18 protein-coding genes are annotated in these 18,711 nt (G+C 56.5%); 14 read left to right on the top strand and 4 right to left on the bottom strand.

What is annotated here, in order from left to right:
* The first annotated feature begins 149 nt into the window (after positions 1–149).
* The 5 genes from ALB80_RS08760 (at position 150) to ALB80_RS08740 (ending at position 6,365) form a co-directional block, all read left to right on the top strand.
* Positions 150–479 (top strand): hypothetical protein, encoded by a 330-nt coding sequence (locus ALB80_RS08760; RefSeq protein ID WP_050603654.1) that lies wholly within the window; start codon positions 150–152, stop codon positions 477–479.
* Between the two features lie 232 nt (positions 480–711).
* A complete protein-coding gene (locus ALB80_RS08755) occupies positions 712–2,595 on the top strand; it encodes a glycosyltransferase family 2 protein (RefSeq protein WP_083445235.1) in 1,884 nt (627 codons plus the stop codon).
* Between the two features lie 94 nt (positions 2,596–2,689).
* Positions 2,690–3,361: a class I SAM-dependent methyltransferase gene (locus ALB80_RS08750; RefSeq protein ID WP_050603652.1), complete on the top strand. Its 672-nt coding sequence runs from the start codon at positions 2,690–2,692 to the stop codon at positions 3,359–3,361.
* Positions 3,362–3,383: 22 nt separating this feature from the next.
* Positions 3,384–4,436 (top strand): glycosyltransferase family 2 protein, encoded by a 1,053-nt coding sequence (locus ALB80_RS08745; protein ID WP_253276838.1) that lies wholly within the window; start codon positions 3,384–3,386, stop codon positions 4,434–4,436.
* A 27-nt stretch (positions 4,437–4,463) separates the two neighbouring features.
* Entirely contained in the window at positions 4,464–6,365 is a 1,902-nt protein-coding gene (locus ALB80_RS08740; protein WP_050603651.1) for an ATP-grasp fold amidoligase family protein, read from the top strand.
* Between the two features lie 44 nt (positions 6,366–6,409).
* Here the strand turns inward: ALB80_RS08740 and ALB80_RS08735 are convergent, their stop codons facing one another.
* Positions 6,410–6,712 (bottom strand): DUF6476 family protein, encoded by a 303-nt coding sequence (locus ALB80_RS08735; protein ID WP_050603650.1) that lies wholly within the window; start codon positions 6,710–6,712, stop codon positions 6,410–6,412.
* On the opposite strand from ALB80_RS08735, the gene ALB80_RS08730 reads away from it, so the two are divergent.
* The 5 genes from ALB80_RS08730 to ALB80_RS08710 all read left to right on the top strand — a co-directional run bounded on the left by ALB80_RS08730 (position 6,711) and on the right by ALB80_RS08710 (position 11,138).
* Complete coding sequence (locus ALB80_RS08730; RefSeq protein ID WP_050603649.1) at positions 6,711–7,745, top strand: RluA family pseudouridine synthase; 1,035 nt, start codon at positions 6,711–6,713, stop codon at positions 7,743–7,745. The two genes, ALB80_RS08735 and ALB80_RS08730, sit on opposite strands and share 2 nt — an antisense overlap.
* A gap of 145 nt (positions 7,746–7,890) precedes the next feature.
* Positions 7,891–8,787: an RNA polymerase sigma factor RpoH gene (rpoH, locus tag ALB80_RS08725; RefSeq protein WP_050603648.1), complete on the top strand. Its 897-nt coding sequence runs from the start codon at positions 7,891–7,893 to the stop codon at positions 8,785–8,787.
* Positions 8,788–8,947: 160 nt separating this feature from the next.
* The gene (locus ALB80_RS08720; RefSeq protein WP_050603686.1) at positions 8,948–9,922 is read left to right on the top strand and encodes a Gfo/Idh/MocA family protein; all 975 of its coding nucleotides are present in this window, start codon (positions 8,948–8,950) and stop codon (positions 9,920–9,922) included.
* Positions 9,923–9,979: 57 nt separating this feature from the next.
* Positions 9,980–10,249 (top strand): DksA/TraR family C4-type zinc finger protein, encoded by a 270-nt coding sequence (locus ALB80_RS08715; protein WP_050603647.1) that lies wholly within the window; start codon positions 9,980–9,982, stop codon positions 10,247–10,249.
* A gap of 13 nt (positions 10,250–10,262) precedes the next feature.
* Entirely contained in the window at positions 10,263–11,138 is an 876-nt protein-coding gene (locus tag ALB80_RS08710; RefSeq protein ID WP_050603646.1) for a DMT family transporter, read from the top strand.
* Here the strand turns inward: ALB80_RS08710 and ALB80_RS08705 are convergent, their stop codons facing one another.
* The 3 genes from ALB80_RS08705 to ALB80_RS08695 form a co-directional block, all read right to left on the bottom strand.
* A complete protein-coding gene (locus ALB80_RS08705) occupies positions 11,139–12,959 on the bottom strand; it encodes a M3 family oligoendopeptidase (protein ID WP_050603645.1) in 1,821 nt (606 codons plus the stop codon). It abuts the gene before it with no gap.
* 97 nt (positions 12,960–13,056) lie between these two features.
* The gene (locus tag ALB80_RS08700) at positions 13,057–14,019 is read right to left on the bottom strand and encodes an alpha/beta hydrolase (protein ID WP_083445234.1); all 963 of its coding nucleotides are present in this window, start codon (positions 14,017–14,019) and stop codon (positions 13,057–13,059) included.
* The gene (locus ALB80_RS08695) at positions 14,019–14,309 is read right to left on the bottom strand and encodes an SCP2 sterol-binding domain-containing protein (RefSeq protein WP_050603643.1); all 291 of its coding nucleotides are present in this window, start codon (positions 14,307–14,309) and stop codon (positions 14,019–14,021) included. Before ALB80_RS08695 ends, ALB80_RS08700 begins: the two co-directional genes overlap by 1 nt.
* Positions 14,310–14,339: 30 nt before the next feature.
* On the opposite strand from ALB80_RS08695, the gene ALB80_RS08690 reads away from it, so the two are divergent.
* The 4 genes from ALB80_RS08690 to fdxA all read left to right on the top strand — a co-directional run bounded on the left by ALB80_RS08690 (position 14,340) and on the right by fdxA (position 18,560).
* Positions 14,340–14,948 (top strand): tetratricopeptide repeat protein, encoded by a 609-nt coding sequence (locus tag ALB80_RS08690; protein WP_050603642.1) that lies wholly within the window; start codon positions 14,340–14,342, stop codon positions 14,946–14,948.
* An 18-nt stretch (positions 14,949–14,966) separates the two neighbouring features.
* The gene (locus ALB80_RS08685) at positions 14,967–17,783 is read left to right on the top strand and encodes a helicase-related protein (protein WP_050603641.1); all 2,817 of its coding nucleotides are present in this window, start codon (positions 14,967–14,969) and stop codon (positions 17,781–17,783) included.
* Between the two features lie 6 nt (positions 17,784–17,789).
* Complete coding sequence (locus tag ALB80_RS08680) at positions 17,790–18,155, top strand: RNA-binding S4 domain-containing protein (RefSeq protein WP_050603640.1); 366 nt, start codon at positions 17,790–17,792, stop codon at positions 18,153–18,155.
* A 66-nt stretch (positions 18,156–18,221) separates the two neighbouring features.
* Complete coding sequence (fdxA, locus tag ALB80_RS08675; protein ID WP_050603639.1) at positions 18,222–18,560, top strand: ferredoxin FdxA; 339 nt, start codon at positions 18,222–18,224, stop codon at positions 18,558–18,560.
* Positions 18,561–18,711 lie beyond the last annotated feature (151 nt).

Below are 18,711 nucleotides of genomic sequence, written 5' to 3'. Positions count from 1 at the left end.
GCTGACCCTAGCTTTCTCAAACACCGTCGAACTACCCATGAGAAGATAGAAACAGTAATGTAGTGCAAAGCTCACCCAAAAAGTTGCAACAAAACTTGCTACTTACCGGAGAGGATTTTGCGCACCCAATCGACGGATAGGTCGACACAATGGGCGAGTTCCTTCGGCGAATAGCACTCAGTTGCCATTTCTCGGGGTCGACGGTTACAGGCGACGCGCACGATGAAACGGCAATTGGACGGCTGCGTCATCATCCCGGAAAACGCCTTGACCAGCTTGTTAGCATCTTTCCAGCCCAGAACCCGAACCAAGGGATGATTTACCGACGGCAGGCGTTTGCGCTGACCTACGAACTCGCGGTGTCTGAGGCGACTGAGGAGCACGACAGAAGTCGGCTTGAAGTACCAACCAACGGAAAGGCTGTTAAGCTGTTGGAAGTAAATGACCCTGTCTCACCAACCGACGCATTGCCTCAGTAAATGCGTTTTTCGACCGAACCAACCTAGGTCTTCCTTCAAATGACAATCGTTTTGTTTGCAAACCGGTGATGGTGAGCAGAGGGTACGCTTGCAAACGGCCGCAATGCCCGGCTTTGTTGCCCGGGCCTGTCTACTTGCAATGCCATTCGGAGGCCCGTAACACGGCTGTAAGGGAATGCGCGCTACGCCTCTGTGATGCAGATAGAGTGTGCCATGGTTGCAAGGTGAATGAATGAGACTTGTCATTTCCACTATGAAAGATGAAGGCCCTTTCATCCTCGAGTGGATTGCCTATTACCAGTCGATCGGCTTCACCCACTTCATCGTCAATTCAAATGATTGCTCGGACGGCACCGACGCGATCCTGAGTCGATGTCAGGAACTGGGGTTTCTTGCACATATCGACAATCCGGGGCCTTGGAAATTCGGGCCTCAGGCTTCGGCTTACGCGAACGCGATGAAACATCCATGGTGCAAAGAGGCCGAGTGGATATTGGTGTGCGACGTTGACGAGTTTTTCGACATCCGCATCGGAGAAGGGACTTTGGACGATCTGTTTCGTGCATTGCCATATGCAGATGGGTTTACTGCAATTTGGCAGCTATTTGGGCATAACGGGGTTGTTGAATTCGAAGACCGGTTCATTGTTGAGCAGTTTACCCGTGCGGGTGAGCTTGGAGCTGTCAGCCCACACAACTTGCGGGCGTTCAAGTCTTTGTTCCGAAACAACGGATCGTATCGGACAATCAGTACGCATCGACCGCGTGGACCAATACCTAAAAAAGCAGACCGTTTTACTTGGATCGATGGCGATGGTGATCCGTTGCCTCCTGCGATGCGTCGACGGGGGTGGGCCTATTCCTCGACGGGGGCCGGGTTTGGGCGCAGACTTTTTCGAATGAACCACTATGCAGTGCGGTCAGTGGAAAGCTATCTGATGAAACGGTTGCGAGGGGATGTGAATACCTCGAGTTTTCATCCCAAGATGGAAGCAACCGGTCAGGCGTACTGGCGACTGCATTGCTATAACGACATCGAAGATACCTCGATCCTGTCGAAAGTTGCACGCCTGCGCCGGGTTTACGAAAAGCTGCAGTCAGATTCAGTTCTGAGGCAGGTGCACGAGCAGGCGGTTGCGTATCACAAAGACCGTATCGCAAGCCTTCTCGAGACCGATGTGGCGAAGGAATTTGTCGCGAAATTCAGACGGTTTCACAGCGGGCGCTATGTCAAGGCGCTGGAACTTGGTGTGATGGAAGATGGTGATTTGTCCTTCAACACCGAACTCTACAAAGACCCTGAAATCACATTTGCTCAGGTTGCAAAGTGGACGCGCCTGGGCAAAATGTCCAAGGCCGAGAACTCCAAGCCGAACAATTTCCCTTGGTTCGTTCGCCTCGATTCCCTTGGTACGACGTTCGACCATGAAGAGGCTGCGACGCAACACGCGCAGATTACCGATGCCAAGCAGGTTTCGGTGCCGTTTGATCCGAAAGATCCGGCTTTCTTGCCCTCTGCTTCTCCTGAGATTGAAAGAACGAAAGACCAGCGTCAAAGCTTTTTGCAATCCATCAGTGGCAAGAAAAATTGGGCGCTGATCGGGCATGTCGAAACGGAAATCGTTGAGGAAGTACTTGCCTTGGATGCCGTCGCGCAATTGACGCTCATAGCGCCATGGGGGCTGTCTTGGGACAGCTTCACTTGCGCGGATGCTTCGCAGGATCCGGATCTACAGGCGCTTGATCGCACGTTTTATGCGTTGCTGGAGTATTTCCGCGAGCCGATCCTGGCCGGGCGCCTCAAAGTCTACCGCGCACTGCCACCTTTGATGCTTAAGCTTTTTGAAGATGAAAGTGTCGGTGTTGTCATAATTCGCGGGGTGCGCACAGAGCAGGTGATGAGCCAGCTTTTGCGTCGCATCGACCGGGTTCTTGCGCCGGGCGGCAGTATCGCATTCACGTCCTATCGCCGTCATGGAGGCGGGTCCTATTCAGGAATGAATGCGGCCATAAACAGTTTTCTGGGGCGCAATGCAGCAAGATACAGGATAACCGGCTTGCAGCCACCGTGGCTTGGTATCGACAAGTTGCCGCCACTTCCCAAAAAGGACACATAGCTTCTGGTTCTTGATACGATGACATGATAGCCATGGCTTAATAAACAAAACGGGTTTTGAGCGAACCGAATGCCCGTCTGTAAGTGAGGTCGAGATGTCAAACGAACCCAAGGTTATCGGTGTTGCACCCGGCAGCCAGCAAAAACCAAAGGCTGACAAGGCGACCAAGCGGAAGAACAGTAAAGAAGCGATCCGCCGCACGTTCCTTTCGCGCCTACCCAAGGGTGGCGTCGCGGTTGAGATCGGTGTCTGGCAGGGGGCGTTCTCTCCGACCATTCTGAAGCTTATTGAACCCAGTCAGCTGTTTCTCATCGACCCATGGAAGCATATTGGAGAAGAGTCCCATACGACGGCTTTCGTCGGGCGGACCGAAGATGAAAAGATGGAGGCCATCTTTCAGAAGGTGGTCAAATCTTTCGAAAAAGAGATCGAAGAGGGCAAGGTCGGTATCATCCGCGATTTCTCGGTTCCCGCGCTCGCGCTGTTTGAAGACGAAAGCATCTCGTTTGCCTATGTCGATGGCGACCATTCTTATGAGGGCGTGACCGCCGATCTGGCGGCACTGTTTCCCAAGATCAAGCCCGGCGGGATCATGGCATTTGACGATTACCATCGCCGTGGCTGGTGGGGCGATGGCGTGATCCGCGCGGTCAACGAGTTTCTAGGCAAGCACCCCCGAGAGCTGCGCATCCGGGCGATCGCCGGCGCTCAGATCGCGATAGAAAAGATTGTCCCGCAGGACAACGACAAAGGTCAGGACAATTAATCCGCGGGATTGAGGGGCAGCGATGGACAAGCCGGAAAAAATCCTCATCACTGCGATGAAGAACGAGGGGCCCTATATCTTGGAATGGGTCGCCCATCACAAGGTGTTGGGGTTCGACAGGATAATTGTCTACACTAATGACTGTTCAGACGGCACAAACCAGATACTTCGCCGTTTGCAGGACATGGGCCATGTCGAGTTTCATAAAAATCGCGTTGGAACAGGCGGGATTCACCGATCCGCCCTCAGACAGGCGCGTCGTTTGCCGGTCGTGAAAGAAGCCAAATGGATTTACGTTGGCGATGCGGATGAGTTTCTGAACATCCACGTTGGCAATCACAAAGTTGATGATCTGATCGAAGCAACGCCGGGCGTTGACGTCGTCTCAATCCCTTGGAAGATTTTTTCGAACAGCGGCAGGCACGTGCTGCGGGATAAACCTGTCACGCAGCAATTCTTTGATGCTGAGTTGGACTATGAACACGGTGGGGCAGGGCGTCGTTTCGTAAAGTCCTTGTTCCGGCAGGGTGAGCTGTATTTGCGTTTCGGCTTGCACAACCCTCATCCTAAACCTGAATTTCAGGCGGCGATGTTTCGGTCCGTGCCCGGGGGGCACGCGAAAGAACCTGCGCCCTTCGGCAACCATGTCTCACCGCCCTTTGGTCTCGAAGTCGCACAAATAAACCATTACGCCGTTCGCTCTACCCAGGCTTATCTGGCCAAGCGAAGCCGGGGCAGGGCAAACCATTCGTCCCAGACGCTGGGAACGGATTACTGGGATCGCTGGAACCGTGGCGGTGCGACGGATGAAACAATCCTGCGCTACAAGGACGAAGTCGATGCGGTGCTGGAGGAGTTTCGTTCAGATGATCGGCTCAAGCGGTTGCACAGAAAATCGTTCCGTTGGCACAAGGCGCTGATCAACGAACTTCTGAAACAACCGGATTATCATGAGCTGTACCAGAAATTACTGGCCACGCCCGCCGTGGAATTTGTCGGAAAAGATCGCATCGTGCGGGAACGGCTTTCAACAGAGACGATCCACACGACCGGCGAACAGCAACCAGAATCCTAGTCAAACGCCCTTCGGAGACATACGTTAATGGCTGCGGATCATTCTCTTCCGACGATTGGTATGCTCTGGATGGAAGGCCGCCTGAGTTTTCTGGAGCAGATGTGCATGTTGTCCTTTGTCGAACAGGGGCACAGGCTTGTTTTGTTTCACTATGGGCAGGTCGAAAACGTGCCTTCAGGTGTTGAACTAGTATCGGCCAATGAAGTGCATGAGCCGAAACAGTTCATTGTGAACAATCAGTTCAATACACCTGTACCGCAATCCGACATCTTCAGATTGCAGTTGATGAAGAAGACGGATTTCCTGTGGTGCGATACGGATGTTGTGGCGCTGGCCCCGATTCCAAAAGCGGATCATATCTTTGGCTATTTCAACCGAGACACGATTTGCAACGCCGTGATGCGGCTGCCGCCCGACAGTCCGGCGCTGAACGCTTATGTGGAGTACAGCGAAGATCCTTACCCGATCCGCCCTTGGGTCGAAGGAGAAGAACGGGAAGAGTTGGAGCGCATGAAACGCGCAGGTGAGTTGCCGCACGCGTCAGATCAGGAGCACAGCGTTTACGGTCCAGGCGTCATGACCTGGTATCTGCGCCAACATGACGAGCTGAAACATGCCAGCCCAATCCCCGTGTTTTATCCGCTGCCGTTCCGTCAGGCAGGGCAAGCCAACGACATTCACGTTCGCGAATTCAGAGGCAACTATATCAAGGATGACACTCTTGCCGTGCATTTGTGGGGCCGCCGGATGCGGTGGTGGATCGCAAATGGTATCAAACGGCATTCATTCCTCGACAGACGCCTGCGGAACTTAGGCATCCGCGCCAGCGATGCACCTTTGCCGCGCCACGGCAGAAAGGGGCCCAAACCGATCGAGTTCCCGGCCAATTTACCCGCGCTGCGCGCAACAACCGAAGACATCCGAAAGGCCACGGGCGGTGCAATGTCCACGGCCTTGCTGTCTGACAGGGAAGACTATCTGAAAGCGGCGCAGGCTGAACTCGATAAGATCACGACTGACAATCTCTATGGTGTAAACGATCCGCCGCCTCCGGGCTGTTCGCGTGGCTGGGATTTCTACGGCAGCGACGCGGCGCGGCTGAACGCGCTTGCGTTGTCTATGTTCAATTATGCCGAAAGCCACCGCCATCTACCCGACCTCTGTGACCCAAATAGGTTTTCGGAAAAGCTGTTGATCATGAAGCTGTTCGGTGCTGTTCCTCATGCGTTTGTCGCGGATAATGACGTAGAGTTGGAAAAGGTGTCGGATATTCTGACGGTGCCTAAGCGAGTGTGGCATGCACAGTCTCCGACGTTGCCGGACGCGCTTAAAGGCGAGCCTGGAGAGTATTGCTTGAAAGGCTCAGCCAGCGCGGCGCACAGGATTGGGGTGTCGCTTCCTCTGGAAGATGCTGAGCGTGATGAGACAAACAATCACTTGGCCGCGTGGCACAAGACCAAAACGCCGGAAGGGTTTTGGACTGGCGACTGGTGGCGCGTCACCAGTCAGCCCATCTATTGTCTTGAAGAAGATCTGTCAGCCGGTGATCAATCAGTCAGCGAATGGCGGTTCTGGGTGATCGCCGGACGCGTACACTTGGTGCAAGTTGATCGTGACCGGGGGCGCGGACGCATTCAGATGCTGCACGACCGCAACTACACATACTTGGCGGATGAGCTGTTGTTCCCAACCAGTTCTGACACAGAGCCACGGCCCGCGCAGTTCGATGATATGATCCGGATCGCGGAAGCCATGGCAAAAGATGTCGAACTTGCCAGAGTAGATTTCAGCCTGATTGAGGAAAGGATCTGCTTGCGAGAGGTTGCTCTGTCTCCGCTCGCGGGAAAGCAGAAAATACGTTCAGATGCGCTGGATCAGCAATTGGGCGCGGCATGGACCGGAACAGCCTTATTCCCCAGCAACAGCTAAGCGGTGTGTCAGATCAGGTATGTGGATGAGTTGCTGCATGGGGGTCACTCAACCACGATCTCCTGACGTAGCTTTCCGGTCGTTTTGTCAAAGATCAGAACACGGTTGTCATCGGTGACAACTGCATACCAGTTGGAGCCGATGGTCAACGCCTGCGCCTTTGCGCCGCCCGGCAAATCGATCTGATCCGGAAGGGTGGGGGTGCGGTCCGATAGGCGGATGACAATCAGGGCGAATGTCACTAGAACCCCGCCAATCATCACCGCGGTCAGCAGCATGACCATCCGCCGCAGCAATCGCAGCTGTGGTGTTTCCAGCGGTTCTTGGGGTTCGGAAGGGACAGTCATGGGCACCCGCCAGATTGAGTTTCAGATCGCGGCTGATCCGCCGCCTCGCCTTGATAAGGCGCTTTCCCGGGATGTGCCAGACGGTGAAAACCTGTCGCGCACCCGGTTGGCCCGCCTGATCCAAGAGGGCGCGGTACAGATCGACGGAAGTGAGACACGAGACCCCAAGGCAAAAGTTGCGGAAGGGGCGCAGATTACCATCGTCGTGGCCGAGGCCGAAGACAGCCATATCGGCCCCGAAGACATCCCACTTGAAGTCATCTTCGAAGATGCGGACTTGATCGTCGTGAACAAGCCTGCAGGTATGGTCGTACACCCTGCGCCGGGCTCGCCCATCGGAACGCTGGTGAACGCGTTGCTGCACCATTGCGGTGACGATCTGTCAGGTGTCGGAGGGGTCAAACGTCCGGGCATCGTGCACCGGATCGACAAGGAAACCAGTGGCCTTTTGGTGGTGGCAAAGTCAGACGCAGCGCATCACGGTCTGGCCGAGCAATTTGCAGCCCACAGCGTAGAACGGTATTATCGCGCAGTGTGCTACGGTGTGCCGGACGCAAACGACCCCCGATTGCGCGGTGTCAACGGGATCAATTTCGAGCCCGGCAACATCATGCGCGTGACAACGCAGCTAGCGCGGCACAAAACCGACCGTCAGAGACAGGCGGTTCTGTTCCACGGTGGCCGCCACGCGGTGACCCGCGCGCGTGTTGTCGAATCCTTCGGAACGCCTGCGGGGTTGGCTCTGATCGAATGCTGGCTGGAAACCGGTCGAACCCATCAGATCCGTGTGCATTTGGCCCATGCAGGGCACGGGCTGGTCGGAGATCCGGTTTATGGCGGCAAGCGCAAACTTTCTGCCAAGGCGTTTTCTGCTGCGGCCGCCGACACTGTGCGTGAATTCTCCCGTCAGGCGCTTCATGCCGCCGTTTTGGGTTTTGAACACCCTGTCAGCGGTGAAACCCTGCGGTTCGAGGCCGAATTGCCGGATGACATGCAAAACCTGATTGCAGGGCTTCGCATACCGCTGTCATAATAAGCAAAGTCTCGTGAGTAAGAGCTTCTTATCTTTCCTTAACAGAAGTTTAATTTCAGACTGATAGCAGCACCTCTTGAATGGGATGGGTTCCTTACCCATATCCTATGTTAAAGACTTAAACATTTGTCGGAGGGACATCATAATGGCAAACTACGCAAATCTCCCCGCACCGACGCCTGAGGGCGGCCTGAATCGCTATATGCAGGAAATCCGCAAGTTTCCTCTGCTGGAGCCGGAAGAAGAATATATGCTGGCCAAGCGCTGGGTCGAAGAGCAGGACACCGAAGCTGCGCATAAGATGGTGACATCTCACCTGCGGCTGGCTGCCAAAATCGCCATGGGCTATCGCGGCTATGGTCTGCCGCAGGCCGAAGTGATTTCCGAGGCCAATGTGGGCCTGATGCAGGCGGTCAAAAAATTCGACCCCGAGAAAGGCTTCCGTCTGGCGACCTATGCCATGTGGTGGATCCGCGCCTCGATTCAGGAGTATGTCCTGAGGTCGTGGTCGATGGTCAAGCTAGGCACGACTTCGGCACAGAAGAAACTGTTCTTCAACCTGCGCAAGGCCAAGGCCCGTATCGGCGCTTTGGAAGAAGGCGACATGCGCCCGGAAAATGTCAAACGGATCGCCGAGGATCTGGGCGTTACCGAAGACGAAGTGATCAGCATGAACCGCCGGATGTCCGGTGGGGATGCATCGCTGAACGCCACGGTTGGGTCCGAAGGCGAAGGCACGATGCAGTGGCAGGACTGGCTGGAAGATGAAGATGCGGATCAGGCAGGCGATTATGAGGCGCGCGACGAATTGGAAGCGCGCCGCGAGTTGCTGACTGCCGCTCTGGATGTTCTGAACGATCGGGAAAAGGACATCCTGACTCAGCGTCGCTTGATGGATCAGCCTGTGACGCTGGAAGAGCTCAGCACGCAATACAATGTCAGCCGCGAACGTATTCGCCAGATCGAGGTGCGTGCGTTTGAGAAGTTGCAGAAAAAAATGCGGGATCTGGCCCGCGAAAAAGGGATGCTGAGCGTCAGCTGACCAAAAAACCAGCCCGCACGCGTTTGCGGGCTGGTTTCGTTTTTCCCCTCGTTGAAAAAGATATTTAGCGTTGATCGGTGCACGGCTTAATCGCACCGTGATTTGACTCTTGGCTACAAAAGGCGGCACTGAAGTCACTTAGAAACGGATGGAGGGCGCGATGCCAAAACCTGTTCAGTTTGGTGTTTTAGGAGCCGCAAAATTTGCGCGGGAATATATGGCGCCGGCGATTCATTCCGCCAACGGCGCGCAGTTGGCTGCTCTGGCGACGTCCGATACAGCGAAGGCGAATCCATTTCTGTCGTTTTGCCCTGATCTCAAGGTGCACAACAGATACGACGCACTGTTGGCAGACCCCGGGATAGACGCGATCTACATCCCTCTGCCCAACCATTTGCACGTCGAATGGAGCCTGAAGGCCCTGGATGCTGGCAAGCACGTGCTGTGCGAAAAACCGATGACCCTGCGCGCGGATGAGTTTGGCGCGTTGATTGCCAAGCGTGACCAGACCGGCTTGCTTGCAGCCGAGGCTTATATGATCGTGCATCACCCCCAATGGCAGATGGCACGCGATCTGATCGCGGACGGGGCCATCGGGAATTTGGTGCACGTGACCGGCGCGTTCAGTTTTGACAATCGGGCGGATACCGGGAACATCCGCAACCGCGCTGAAACCGGTGGTGGCGGTCTGCGGGATATCGGCGTCTATGTGATCGGCGGCGCACGCTTTGCCACCAGGGCAGAGCCAGTGTCGGTACAATCCGCGATCCGTTGGCAAGATGATATCGATGTCTTTACCGAAATTCGGGCCCAGTTCCCCGGGTTCACCTATTCTGCCTACGTGTCCATTCGGGCGCACCCTCATCAGGAAATGGTGTTCCATGGTGAGGGCGGCCTGATCCGTCTGGCAACGCCTTTCAATGCCCGTGTGTTCGGTGAAGCGCGGGTCGAGCTGCACCGGTCGGGGCTTGAGGTTCAGATCACCCGGTTCCCCGCAGCAGATCATTACAAGCTTCAGGTCGAAGCCTTCTGCCGGTCGATTCGGGATGGGGCGGAATACCCCTGTCCGCTGGAGTTTTCGCGCGGCACGCAAGAGGTGATCGACCGTGTGTTCGAGGGAGCGGTGCCGCTGTAACTTGCTCTCATGACGCTGCCTCGGCTATCTTGCTTGGTATTCTAGCAGGAGGCGACCATGGCCGGAGGTTGGGCGCGCGACGGCGCGGTGAGCGAACAGATCGAAGCGTCGATTTCGGACGAACTGGCGCGGATGCGGGCGCAAAAGCGTCCTGTTGGCGAAAGCTTGACCCATTGTGCGGAATGTGAAGAGCCAATCCCCGAGAAACGACGTTTGGCTTTGCCGGGCGTCAAGCTGTGCCTGGATTGCCAGCAGGACCGGGATGGGGCCCACAAAGCCCGCGGTGGCATCAATCGGCGCGGGTCAAAAGATAGCCAGTTGAAGTAAACGAGGCAGCAGCATGACCAAGACCAACCTTTTGCAAAACGGTTTGGTTCTTGGGTTTCTCGCGGCGTTTCTGTGGGGCACGCACAGTGTCATCGTTCGCTATTTGACCAATGATCTTGGTGGATTGCAGATTGCCGTCACGCGGTTGTTCATCGCTGCGCTTGCCATCTTCGTCATGCTTCGGGTGATGCGGGTTTCAGTATCGCTCCGGTTAAGTGATTGGAACTTTCGACTGGCCGTCCTGTCCACAGTGGTCAACTACATCCTTTTTCATATCGGGTTGGAACATACAGGTGCAGCCAATGCGATGGTGCTTGAAAACACCGCACCTTTCTTTGTTCTGGTGTTCCTCTATTTCTTTGCAGACACGCCAGTTACGCGTACTGATTTTTTTGCCACCGCATTGGCAATTTTGGGCGTATTTCTAACGGTGTACCGAGACTTCCAGGGTGGCGGCGAGCCTTTGTTCGGCGACTTAATGGAAATCGGCGCAGGTCTCAGTTGGGCGGTGTTCCTGATTTCCAGCAGCCGTGCGATGCGCAATTCGGAAACGACGGGGGAACGCCTGAACTTCCTGTTCGGAATTTTCCTTTGCTCAGGTGTGCTGCTGCTGCCGCTGGCGGCATTTACGCTGCAGGTTCCTACGGCAAATGACCTGGTCTTTCTGATCTTGCTGGGCGTTCTGCCTACCGCTTTGGCCTATTACCTGTGGTACGAGGCCGCCGCGCGGGTCTCTACCTTGACCGCAACTTTGATGTTTGCAGCTTCGGTTGTGTTCACATTTATCAACTCGGCGCTGTTTTTGGGGGCCACAATCACTCCGATTGCGGCCCTTGGTGCGGTTTTGATCGTGGCTGCCGTGTTCTTGACGACAAAAGGCCAGACGTAACTAGGCCTCCATCGCCTCCAACTCATCGATAAAGCCTGAGATCATCGACAGGCCCTTGTCCCAGAACTTTGGATCGCTCGCGTCCAAACCAAACGGCGCCAGCAGTTCCTTGTGATGCTTCGACCCACCAGCGCGCAGCATCTCGAAATACTTGTCCTCGAATCCTTCCGCGCCGCTTTCGTAAACCGAATAGAGTGCGTTCACCAAGCCGTCGCCGAAGGCGTAGGCATAGACATAGAAGGGAGAATGCACGAAGTGCGGGATGTAGGCCCAGAAGGTCTCGTACCCATCCATGAATTCAAATGCCGGGCCCAGGCTTTCGGCCTGAACGCTCATCCACAAGGCGTTGATATCGTCGGGGGTCAACTCGCCCTCACGGCGCGCGGCGTGCAGCTTGCATTCAAAGTCGTAGAAGGCGATCTGGCGAACCACGGTGTTGATCATGTCCTCGACCTTGCCGGCCAGCAGCACTTTGCGCTGTTCCGGGGTTTCGGCCTGATCCAGCATTTTACGGAAGGTCAGCATTTCGCCAAAGACCGAGGCGGTTTCAGCCAGCGTCAGCGGGGTTGAGGACAGCATCTCACCCTGATCGGCTGCCAGCACCTGATGCACACCATGTCCCAGCTCATGCGCCAGGGTCATCACGTCGCGCTGTTTGCCCAGATAGTTGAGCATCACGTAGGGGTGGACATCGGTAACGGTCGGATGAGCAAAAGCTCCGGGTGCTTTACCGGGTTTCACCGCAGCGTCTATCCATCCCTTCGAAAAGAACGGGGCTGCGATCTCACCCATGCGGGGATCGAAGGCGTCATAGGCGTCCATAACGGTCTTTTCGGCTTCGTTCCAATTGACGACGCGCGTGTCTTCCATCGGCAGCGGTGCATTGCGGTCCCAGACCTGCATCACGTCCAGACCAAGCCATTTGCGTTTCAGTTCATAATACCGGTGGCTGAGCTTGGGATACGCGGCCACGACCGCCTCGCGCAGGGCTTCGACCACTTCGGGTTCGACATCGTTGGACAGGTGACGCCCGGTCTGAGCGCTGGGCATATTGCGCCAGCGGTCGACGATTTCCTTTTCCTTGGATTGCGTGTTGTGAACGCGGGCAAAGGTTTTGATGTTGTCCTGAAACACCGATGCAAGCTCGCGCGCAGCCGCTTCGCGCTTGGAGCGATCTTGCTCGGTCAACAAGTTTAGGGTGCCTTCGATGTTCAGCTCTTCGCCGTCAACCACAAATATCAGTCCGGCAATAGTTTCATCAAACAGACGTTCCCATGCGTCGCCGACAACACCCAGATCGTGTAGGAACTTTTCCAGCTCATCAGACAGTTGGTAGGGCTTCATCGCACGGATGCGGCGGAAAACGGGCTCATACCGTGCCAGATCGGCATTGGCGTCGAAACGCGCTTTCAGAGCGCTATCCTCGATCCGGTTTATTTCCAGTGTGAAAAAGACCAACGGTGTGGTGAAGATCGTGATTTTTTCCTGCATGTCGGACAGGAATTTGGCGCGCTCGGCATCCGTGGTCAGTTGGTAATAGCGCAGGCCGGCGAAAGACATGATGCGTCCGGCAATGGAATTGATCTTTTCGTTGCGCAACACACAGGCCAGCAGGCCACTTGCGTCCAGATCGGCCAGTTTGCCTTCGTAATCCGCGGCAAAGGCGGCGCATTCGCCTTCCAGCCAGCCCAGATCGCGCTCAAGTTCGGGCGCTTCTTCCGAGGTGTAGAGATCGCTCAGATCCCATTCCGGAAGATTGCCCAGATTGTCGGCACCGCCCATTGCGTTTGCGTCACGGACGGGAAAGGGAAGGTCGCGCATGGATCACCTTTTGTAGATAGCTTTTGCAATCATCTAGGGCTGGCGCGCACGGATCACAAGCGGCCAGTCTTCCGGGTGGAAGAAAGGGTCCAGGTTTTCAGCCCTCGGAAGAACGGGTTTGATTAGACAGAAAATGTTCGGCCATCTGATCCAGAACCGGCCCACGCACATCCGGTGCCTCCATCAACACTTCGTGCTCGCCATCCGGGATTTCGACCAATGTGCCGTTTGGCCAGTTTTCCATACGTGCGCGAATGGCCTTGCGGTCTACGATCTGTTCGTGGCTGCCAAGAAAGGTCAGGCCGGACGTGTCAGGTGCGGGTTGTTCCATCAGCCAGGCACATTCGTTCAGCGATTCTCGCAACCAAAGGTTTGAGGGCGCCCCAAGCGCCAGTTCGGGATGGGCCTTTAGCTGATCCTGCATCATCTGAAACATCGCCGGATCGCGGGTCAGCATGTTGCCTTCGAACGGCTGCGACAGGACATAGCTTTCCAGCGTTGTGGTCGGTGGTGTCTTTTCGCCAAGGCCAAGCGCTGTGCCCCAATAGGCCGTCACACGGCTGAGAGGTTTCATGACCGGAGTGAAGAAAATGCCCCACATCGGCCCGGTGAAGGCACAGGCTGCAAAGACCTTCTGTGCCATTACGGCCCGCAAACCAATGGCACCGCCCATCGAATGTCCGATCACGTACCAGGGCTTTGGCAGGTTCAGCGAATGGGCATAATCAAGCGTGGCCTGAACGTCGTGCTGATAGTCCGTGAACTGATCGACATGGCCGATACGGGGATTGTCCAGCAGGCGATCTGCCAGGCCCTGACCGCGCCAATCAACGGCAAGCATAGCAAAGCCGCGTTGGATGAACTCGGCTGCGGTGCTTCCGTATTTTTCGATATACTCGGTTCGACCGGGGAACATCAGAACGGTGCCACGCGCATCGCCTTCGGGCAGCCAATGGCCGACCCGGATTCGTATCTGGTCCGAAGTCATTAGCCAGTGGGCGCTCCCACCGGCGGGACCGCCGGCCACGTCTTCAAAAAAAGGGGCCGGCGTCAATTCCATCAGGCCAGCACCGATGCAAGTTTCATGGCAACGCCCATGTCGCCATCAATGCTCAGCTTGCCGGACATGAACGCTCCGGTGGGGTTCAGTTCACCGCTGAGGATTTGCTCGAACGTGTCGGCGTCTGCGCTCATGGTGACATCAGCATCATCATCGCTGACCCGCGCGCCGTCTGCGTCCAAAACAATTGCGCCCAGATCGGCGATAGCAAACTTGGCCGAGGCATCGAACGCGCCGCCTTCCAGTTTTTCATTCAGCGCGGCTGCCGCCTTTTCAAGAATCTCGCTCATGCTTTTCCTCATTTTGTTAGTGCGCCGTGAATGGACATCCCCGGTCGCAACGCTACACTGACTATTGTTATGATCATTGCAATCCACAATCTCAAAGGTACCGTTGCGGCACTTGTTGTCCTAGTCACGTTTTCCACCAGTTGCCTCGCGCAACAGGCGGATTTGCGGGATGAGGGCGCGCTGCTGGAGCAACTGGCCGAGTCCTCGCCCGAACAGGCAATGGCGCTGGACCGGCAACTGCAAGCGTTGTGGGCGCAGTCCGGCTCGGCCTCGGCGGATCTGCTATTGGAACGCGGTCGCGAAGCCCTTGATGGCGGAGATATCGATGCCGCGTTGGACCATCTGACTGCGTTGACGGATCACGCACCCGAATTTGCAGAAGGCTGGCATGTACGCGCCTCGGCATTTTTCGGGATGGAACGGTTCGGAATGGCGGCGGCTGATCTGGAGCACGCATTGACCCTCAACCCCAACAACTATCAGGCGATATACGGGCTGGGTCTGATCTTTGAGATTATCGGAGAACCTCAGAAAGCCTATGACGCGTATTCGCGGGCCTTGGCTATACATCCCCATCACGAAGAAGTAACCAATGCGGTGAATCGACTGAAGCCTCAGATCGAAGGCGCAGCGCTGTAAGGTCCGGGGCAGGGGGCAATGGTGAGCGGGTCATCCCGAGTAGTGGCCGTTTTGGGCCCGACAAACACAGGCAAAACCCACTATGCGATCGAACGGATGCTGGGATACCGCACCGGCGTGATCGGTTTGCCGCTGCGGCTGCTAGCGCGCGAGGTCTATGACAAGATCGTCGCCATTCGCGGGCCGTCTGTTGTGGCGCTGGTCACGGGTGAAGAGCGCATCGTGCCGCCGCGCACCCAATATTGGGTCTGCACAGTCGAGGCGATGCCCGATGGCATGGGGGCAGATTTCGTTGCGATCGACGAAGTCCAACTCTGCACCGATCCCGAACGCGGCCATGTCTTCACCGACCGCCTGTTGCGTGCGCGGGGGACAAATGAAACACTATTCCTTGGCTCTGACACCATGCGCGGTCCGATTGCCGCCCTGGTGCCCGAAGCGCAGTTTGTGCGGCGCGAACGAATGTCGCAGCTTGTCTATTCGGGGTCCAAAAAGATCAGCCGGATGCCCGCACGCAGTGCCATCGTCGGGTTCTCGGTCGAAAATGTGTATGCCATCGCCGAATTGCTGCGCCGCCAGAAAGGTGGTGCAGCCGTGGTTATGGGCGCACTCAGCCCGCGCACGCGCAACGCACAAGTCGATCTCTACCAGAATGGCGAGGTCGATTATCTTGTTGCGACCGACGCAATCGGGATGGGGTTGAACCTTGATGTGAACCATGTGGCGTTTTCATCCCTGACCAAATTTGATGGCCGCCGGATGCGACCGCTGGCCCCGAACGAACTGGCGCAGATTGCAGGCCGGGCCGGTCGCGGGATGTCCGATGGCACCTTTGGCGTGACGGGCGAGGCTCCGCCACTGGACGAAGGCGTGGCGCAGGCCATCATGGACAGCCGGTTCACGCCGATGAAAAAGCTGAACTGGCGGAATGCCGCCTTGCGGTTCGGCTCAATCGACGCGCTGATCGCCTCGCTTGAGGTCAGCCCAAATGACGAGCACCTGACCAAAGCGCGCCCTGCGGACGACCTGAATGCGCTGAAATCCTTGTCGCAAGTGACCGAGGTCGTTGCTCGTGCCAGCGACCCGCAATCCATCCGTTTGCTGTGGGATGTGTGCCGGATTCCCGATTTTCGCGGCATCAGCCATGCAGAACACGCCAGCTTGCTCGAGGTGATCTTTGGCCACTTGCATGAAAGGGGGGGCGTTCCTGATGACTTCATGGCAAGACAGATTCGCCGGATCGATCAAACCCATGGCGATATTGACGCATTGTCCAAAAGGTTGGCATATATTCGCACTTGGACATATGTTGCGCAACGAAACGGCTGGGTCCGTGACGAATCGCATTGGCGTGACGAAACGCGCACTGTAGAAGACAGATTGTCAGACGCGTTACATGAGCGTCTGACTCAAAGATTTGTGGACCGGCGTACATCTGTTTTGCTGCGCCGGCTCAAACAGAAGGAGGCCCTTTTGGCCGAAGTAAATGACAAGGGTGAAGTGACCGTCGAAGGCGAATTCGTCGGTCGTCTGGAAGGGTTCCGGTTCACGCCGGACAAAAGCGCGCAGGGAACCGAGGCGAAAGCTCTGAAATCGGCGTCCTTGCAAGCACTCGCGCCGCAATTCCATCTGCGCGCCGATCGCTTCTACAATGCGCCCGATACCGAAATTGATTTCACTGATCAGGGTGGCCTGATGTGGGGCGAATACGCCGTCGGCAAACTGGTTGCCGGGGCAGAGTCTCTCAAGCCGATGGTCGAAGTTTTTGTGGACGAAACCGCAGGGCCGGATGTCGAACAGAAAGTGCAGCGCCGGTTGCAGCATTTCATCGACCGCAAGGTCGCCGCGCTGTTCGAGCCGCTGCTGAACCTGTCACGCGATGAAGAACTGACTGGTCTGGCCAAGGGCTTTGCGTTCCGCATGGTCGAAGCGCTGGGCGTACTGCCCCGCGCGCAGGTCGCGCAAGAGGTCAAGGATCTGGATCAGGACTCCCGCGGTGCGCTGCGCAAGCACGGCATCCGGTTTGGCCAGTTCACGATCTTCATGCCGCTGCTGCTGAAACCCGCACCGACGCGCCTGCGTCTGGTGCTGTGGGCGTTGTCCAGCGGTTTGCAGGAGTTCCCCGAAGCTCCGCCTCCGGGTCTGGTCACTGTGCCCATCGCCAAGGATGCGCCGCAGGGATACGACACCATGTGCGGCTACCGCGATGCGGGCGAGCGTTCGATCCGGATCGACATGCTGGAACGTCTGGCCGACATGCTGCGCGCCGAAGACAGCCGGGGCGGGTTCGAAGCCAAGCCGGATATGCTTTCGATCACCGGTATGACGTTGGAACAGTTTGCAGACCTGATGCAAGGCTTGGGGTACAAAGCCGAGCGTGGCGAGCGTGAAAAGGTCAAACAGGCCCCTGTGGAAATGCCCGCGACTGAAGCACCTGATCAGGCCGCCGCAGATGAAACCCAAGCCGCAGAGGCTACTTCGGAAGAGGTTGTGGCACCCGCAGAGGCGCCGGCCGAGACTACGACAAGCCCCGAGGCGGCAGCCGAGGCACCAGCGTCTGACGCCGCATCGGATGAGCCAGAGGTTGAGGTTTTCTTTACCTTCACCTGGGGTCGTCAGCGGCAACCCAACCGTGGCCCGCGTCGTGAGCAAGGGCAAGGTAAAGGCAAACCGCGTGGTAAGCCTCAGGATGGTCGCGGCAAGCCTCACGGCAAGAAGGGCGGCAAACCTCAGGGTGCCAAGACTTTCTCGTCACGGCCTCCGAAAAAGGAAAAGGCCATCGATCCCGACAACCCGTTCGCCGCTGCGCTGATGGGTTTGAAGGACGGCAACTGACGCAATATGGCTGATGCCAAGCTGCGGATCGACAAATGGTTGTGGCAGGCGCGGTTCTTCAAGACCCGCAGCCTGGCCGCTAAACAGGTCAGCGGTGGCTATGTCCGATTGAACGGAAACCGGGTGATAAAACCGGCACAGACCGTGTCACCCGGCGACGTTCTGACCTTTCCTCAGGGCCGTATCGTGCGCGTTGTACGCGTGGAAAAACTGGGTGAACGTCGTGGTCCGGCCCCCGAGGCGCAAACGTTGTACCTCGATATGACCGAAAAGCAGGACGTGCCTCCAAAGAATCCCGGGTTTGAAGGAAAGGGTCGCCCAACCAAGAAAGATCGACGCGCTCTTGATCTTTCTCGCACAGAAGATCGCTGATCCTATCTTGAAGAGTAGGCCAGACTGAATTAGCTAGTCGCTCAAACCGCAAACGGGAATCCGATCATGACCTATGTTGTCACCGAAAACTGTATCGCCTGCAAATACACCGACTGTGTCGAAGTATGTCCGGTGGACTGTTTCTATGAAGGTGAGAACACATTGGTCATTCACCCCGACGAATGCATCGATTGCGGCGTGTGCGAACCGGAATGCCCGGCCGACGCAATCCGTCCGGATACCGAGCCGGGGATGGAGCAATGGGTCGAGTTCAACCGCAAGTTCTCGGAACAGTGGCCGGTCATCGTCACCAAGAAAGATCCGCTGCCCGGCGCGGAAGAACGTGACGGTGAAGATGGCAAGATGGAGAAGTATTTCTCAGAAGCACCCGGCGAAGGCGGTTAAGCGATTCGCCACAGCGCTGCTTCTTTTGGCGCGAAGTTCGCCAAGTAACTGTTTGAATGCGCGTATAATTCGAAAAATTCCCGTAGGGTAAACTTTCGGGCGTCGTATTTTTGTGATATACTCTCAGCCTGTATGATGACCGAGATTGGGA

It is taken from the genome of Ruegeria sp. 6PALISEP08, from assembly GCF_001238295.1.
Classification (GTDB): Bacteria; Pseudomonadota; Alphaproteobacteria; order Rhodobacterales; family Rhodobacteraceae; genus Ruegeria.
The sequence above is the reverse complement of the archived record's forward strand: the minus strand, read 5'-3'. Positions and strand labels throughout refer to the sequence as shown.

Coding starts and splice junctions, on each gene's coding strand:
- ALB80_RS08760 (WP_050603654.1), top strand. CDS start 150: ATGGGCGAGTTCCTTCGGCGAATAGCACTCAGTTGCCATTTCTCGGGG.
- ALB80_RS08755 (WP_083445235.1), top strand. CDS start 712: ATGAGACTTGTCATTTCCACTATGAAAGATGAAGGCCCTTTCATCCTC.
- ALB80_RS08750 (WP_050603652.1), top strand. CDS start 2,690: ATGTCAAACGAACCCAAGGTTATCGGTGTTGCACCCGGCAGCCAGCAA.
- ALB80_RS08745 (WP_253276838.1), top strand. CDS start 3,384: ATGGACAAGCCGGAAAAAATCCTCATCACTGCGATGAAGAACGAGGGG.
- ALB80_RS08740 (WP_050603651.1), top strand. CDS start 4,464: ATGGCTGCGGATCATTCTCTTCCGACGATTGGTATGCTCTGGATGGAA.
- ALB80_RS08730 (WP_050603649.1), top strand. CDS start 6,711: ATGGGCACCCGCCAGATTGAGTTTCAGATCGCGGCTGATCCGCCGCCT.
- ALB80_RS08735 (WP_050603650.1), bottom strand. CDS start 6,712: ATGACTGTCCCTTCCGAACCCCAAGAACCGCTGGAAACACCACAGCTG.
- rpoH (WP_050603648.1), top strand. CDS start 7,891: ATGGCAAACTACGCAAATCTCCCCGCACCGACGCCTGAGGGCGGCCTG.
- ALB80_RS08720 (WP_050603686.1), top strand. CDS start 8,948: ATGCCAAAACCTGTTCAGTTTGGTGTTTTAGGAGCCGCAAAATTTGCG.
- ALB80_RS08715 (WP_050603647.1), top strand. CDS start 9,980: ATGGCCGGAGGTTGGGCGCGCGACGGCGCGGTGAGCGAACAGATCGAA.
- ALB80_RS08710 (WP_050603646.1), top strand. CDS start 10,263: ATGACCAAGACCAACCTTTTGCAAAACGGTTTGGTTCTTGGGTTTCTC.
- ALB80_RS08705 (WP_050603645.1), bottom strand. CDS start 12,959: ATGCGCGACCTTCCCTTTCCCGTCCGTGACGCAAACGCAATGGGCGGT.
- ALB80_RS08700 (WP_083445234.1), bottom strand. CDS start 14,019: ATGGAATTGACGCCGGCCCCTTTTTTTGAAGACGTGGCCGGCGGTCCC.
- ALB80_RS08695 (WP_050603643.1), bottom strand. CDS start 14,309: ATGAGCGAGATTCTTGAAAAGGCGGCAGCCGCGCTGAATGAAAAACTG.
- ALB80_RS08690 (WP_050603642.1), top strand. CDS start 14,340: ATGGACATCCCCGGTCGCAACGCTACACTGACTATTGTTATGATCATT.
- ALB80_RS08685 (WP_050603641.1), top strand. CDS start 14,967: ATGGTGAGCGGGTCATCCCGAGTAGTGGCCGTTTTGGGCCCGACAAAC.
- ALB80_RS08680 (WP_050603640.1), top strand. CDS start 17,790: ATGGCTGATGCCAAGCTGCGGATCGACAAATGGTTGTGGCAGGCGCGG.
- fdxA (WP_050603639.1), top strand. CDS start 18,222: ATGACCTATGTTGTCACCGAAAACTGTATCGCCTGCAAATACACCGAC.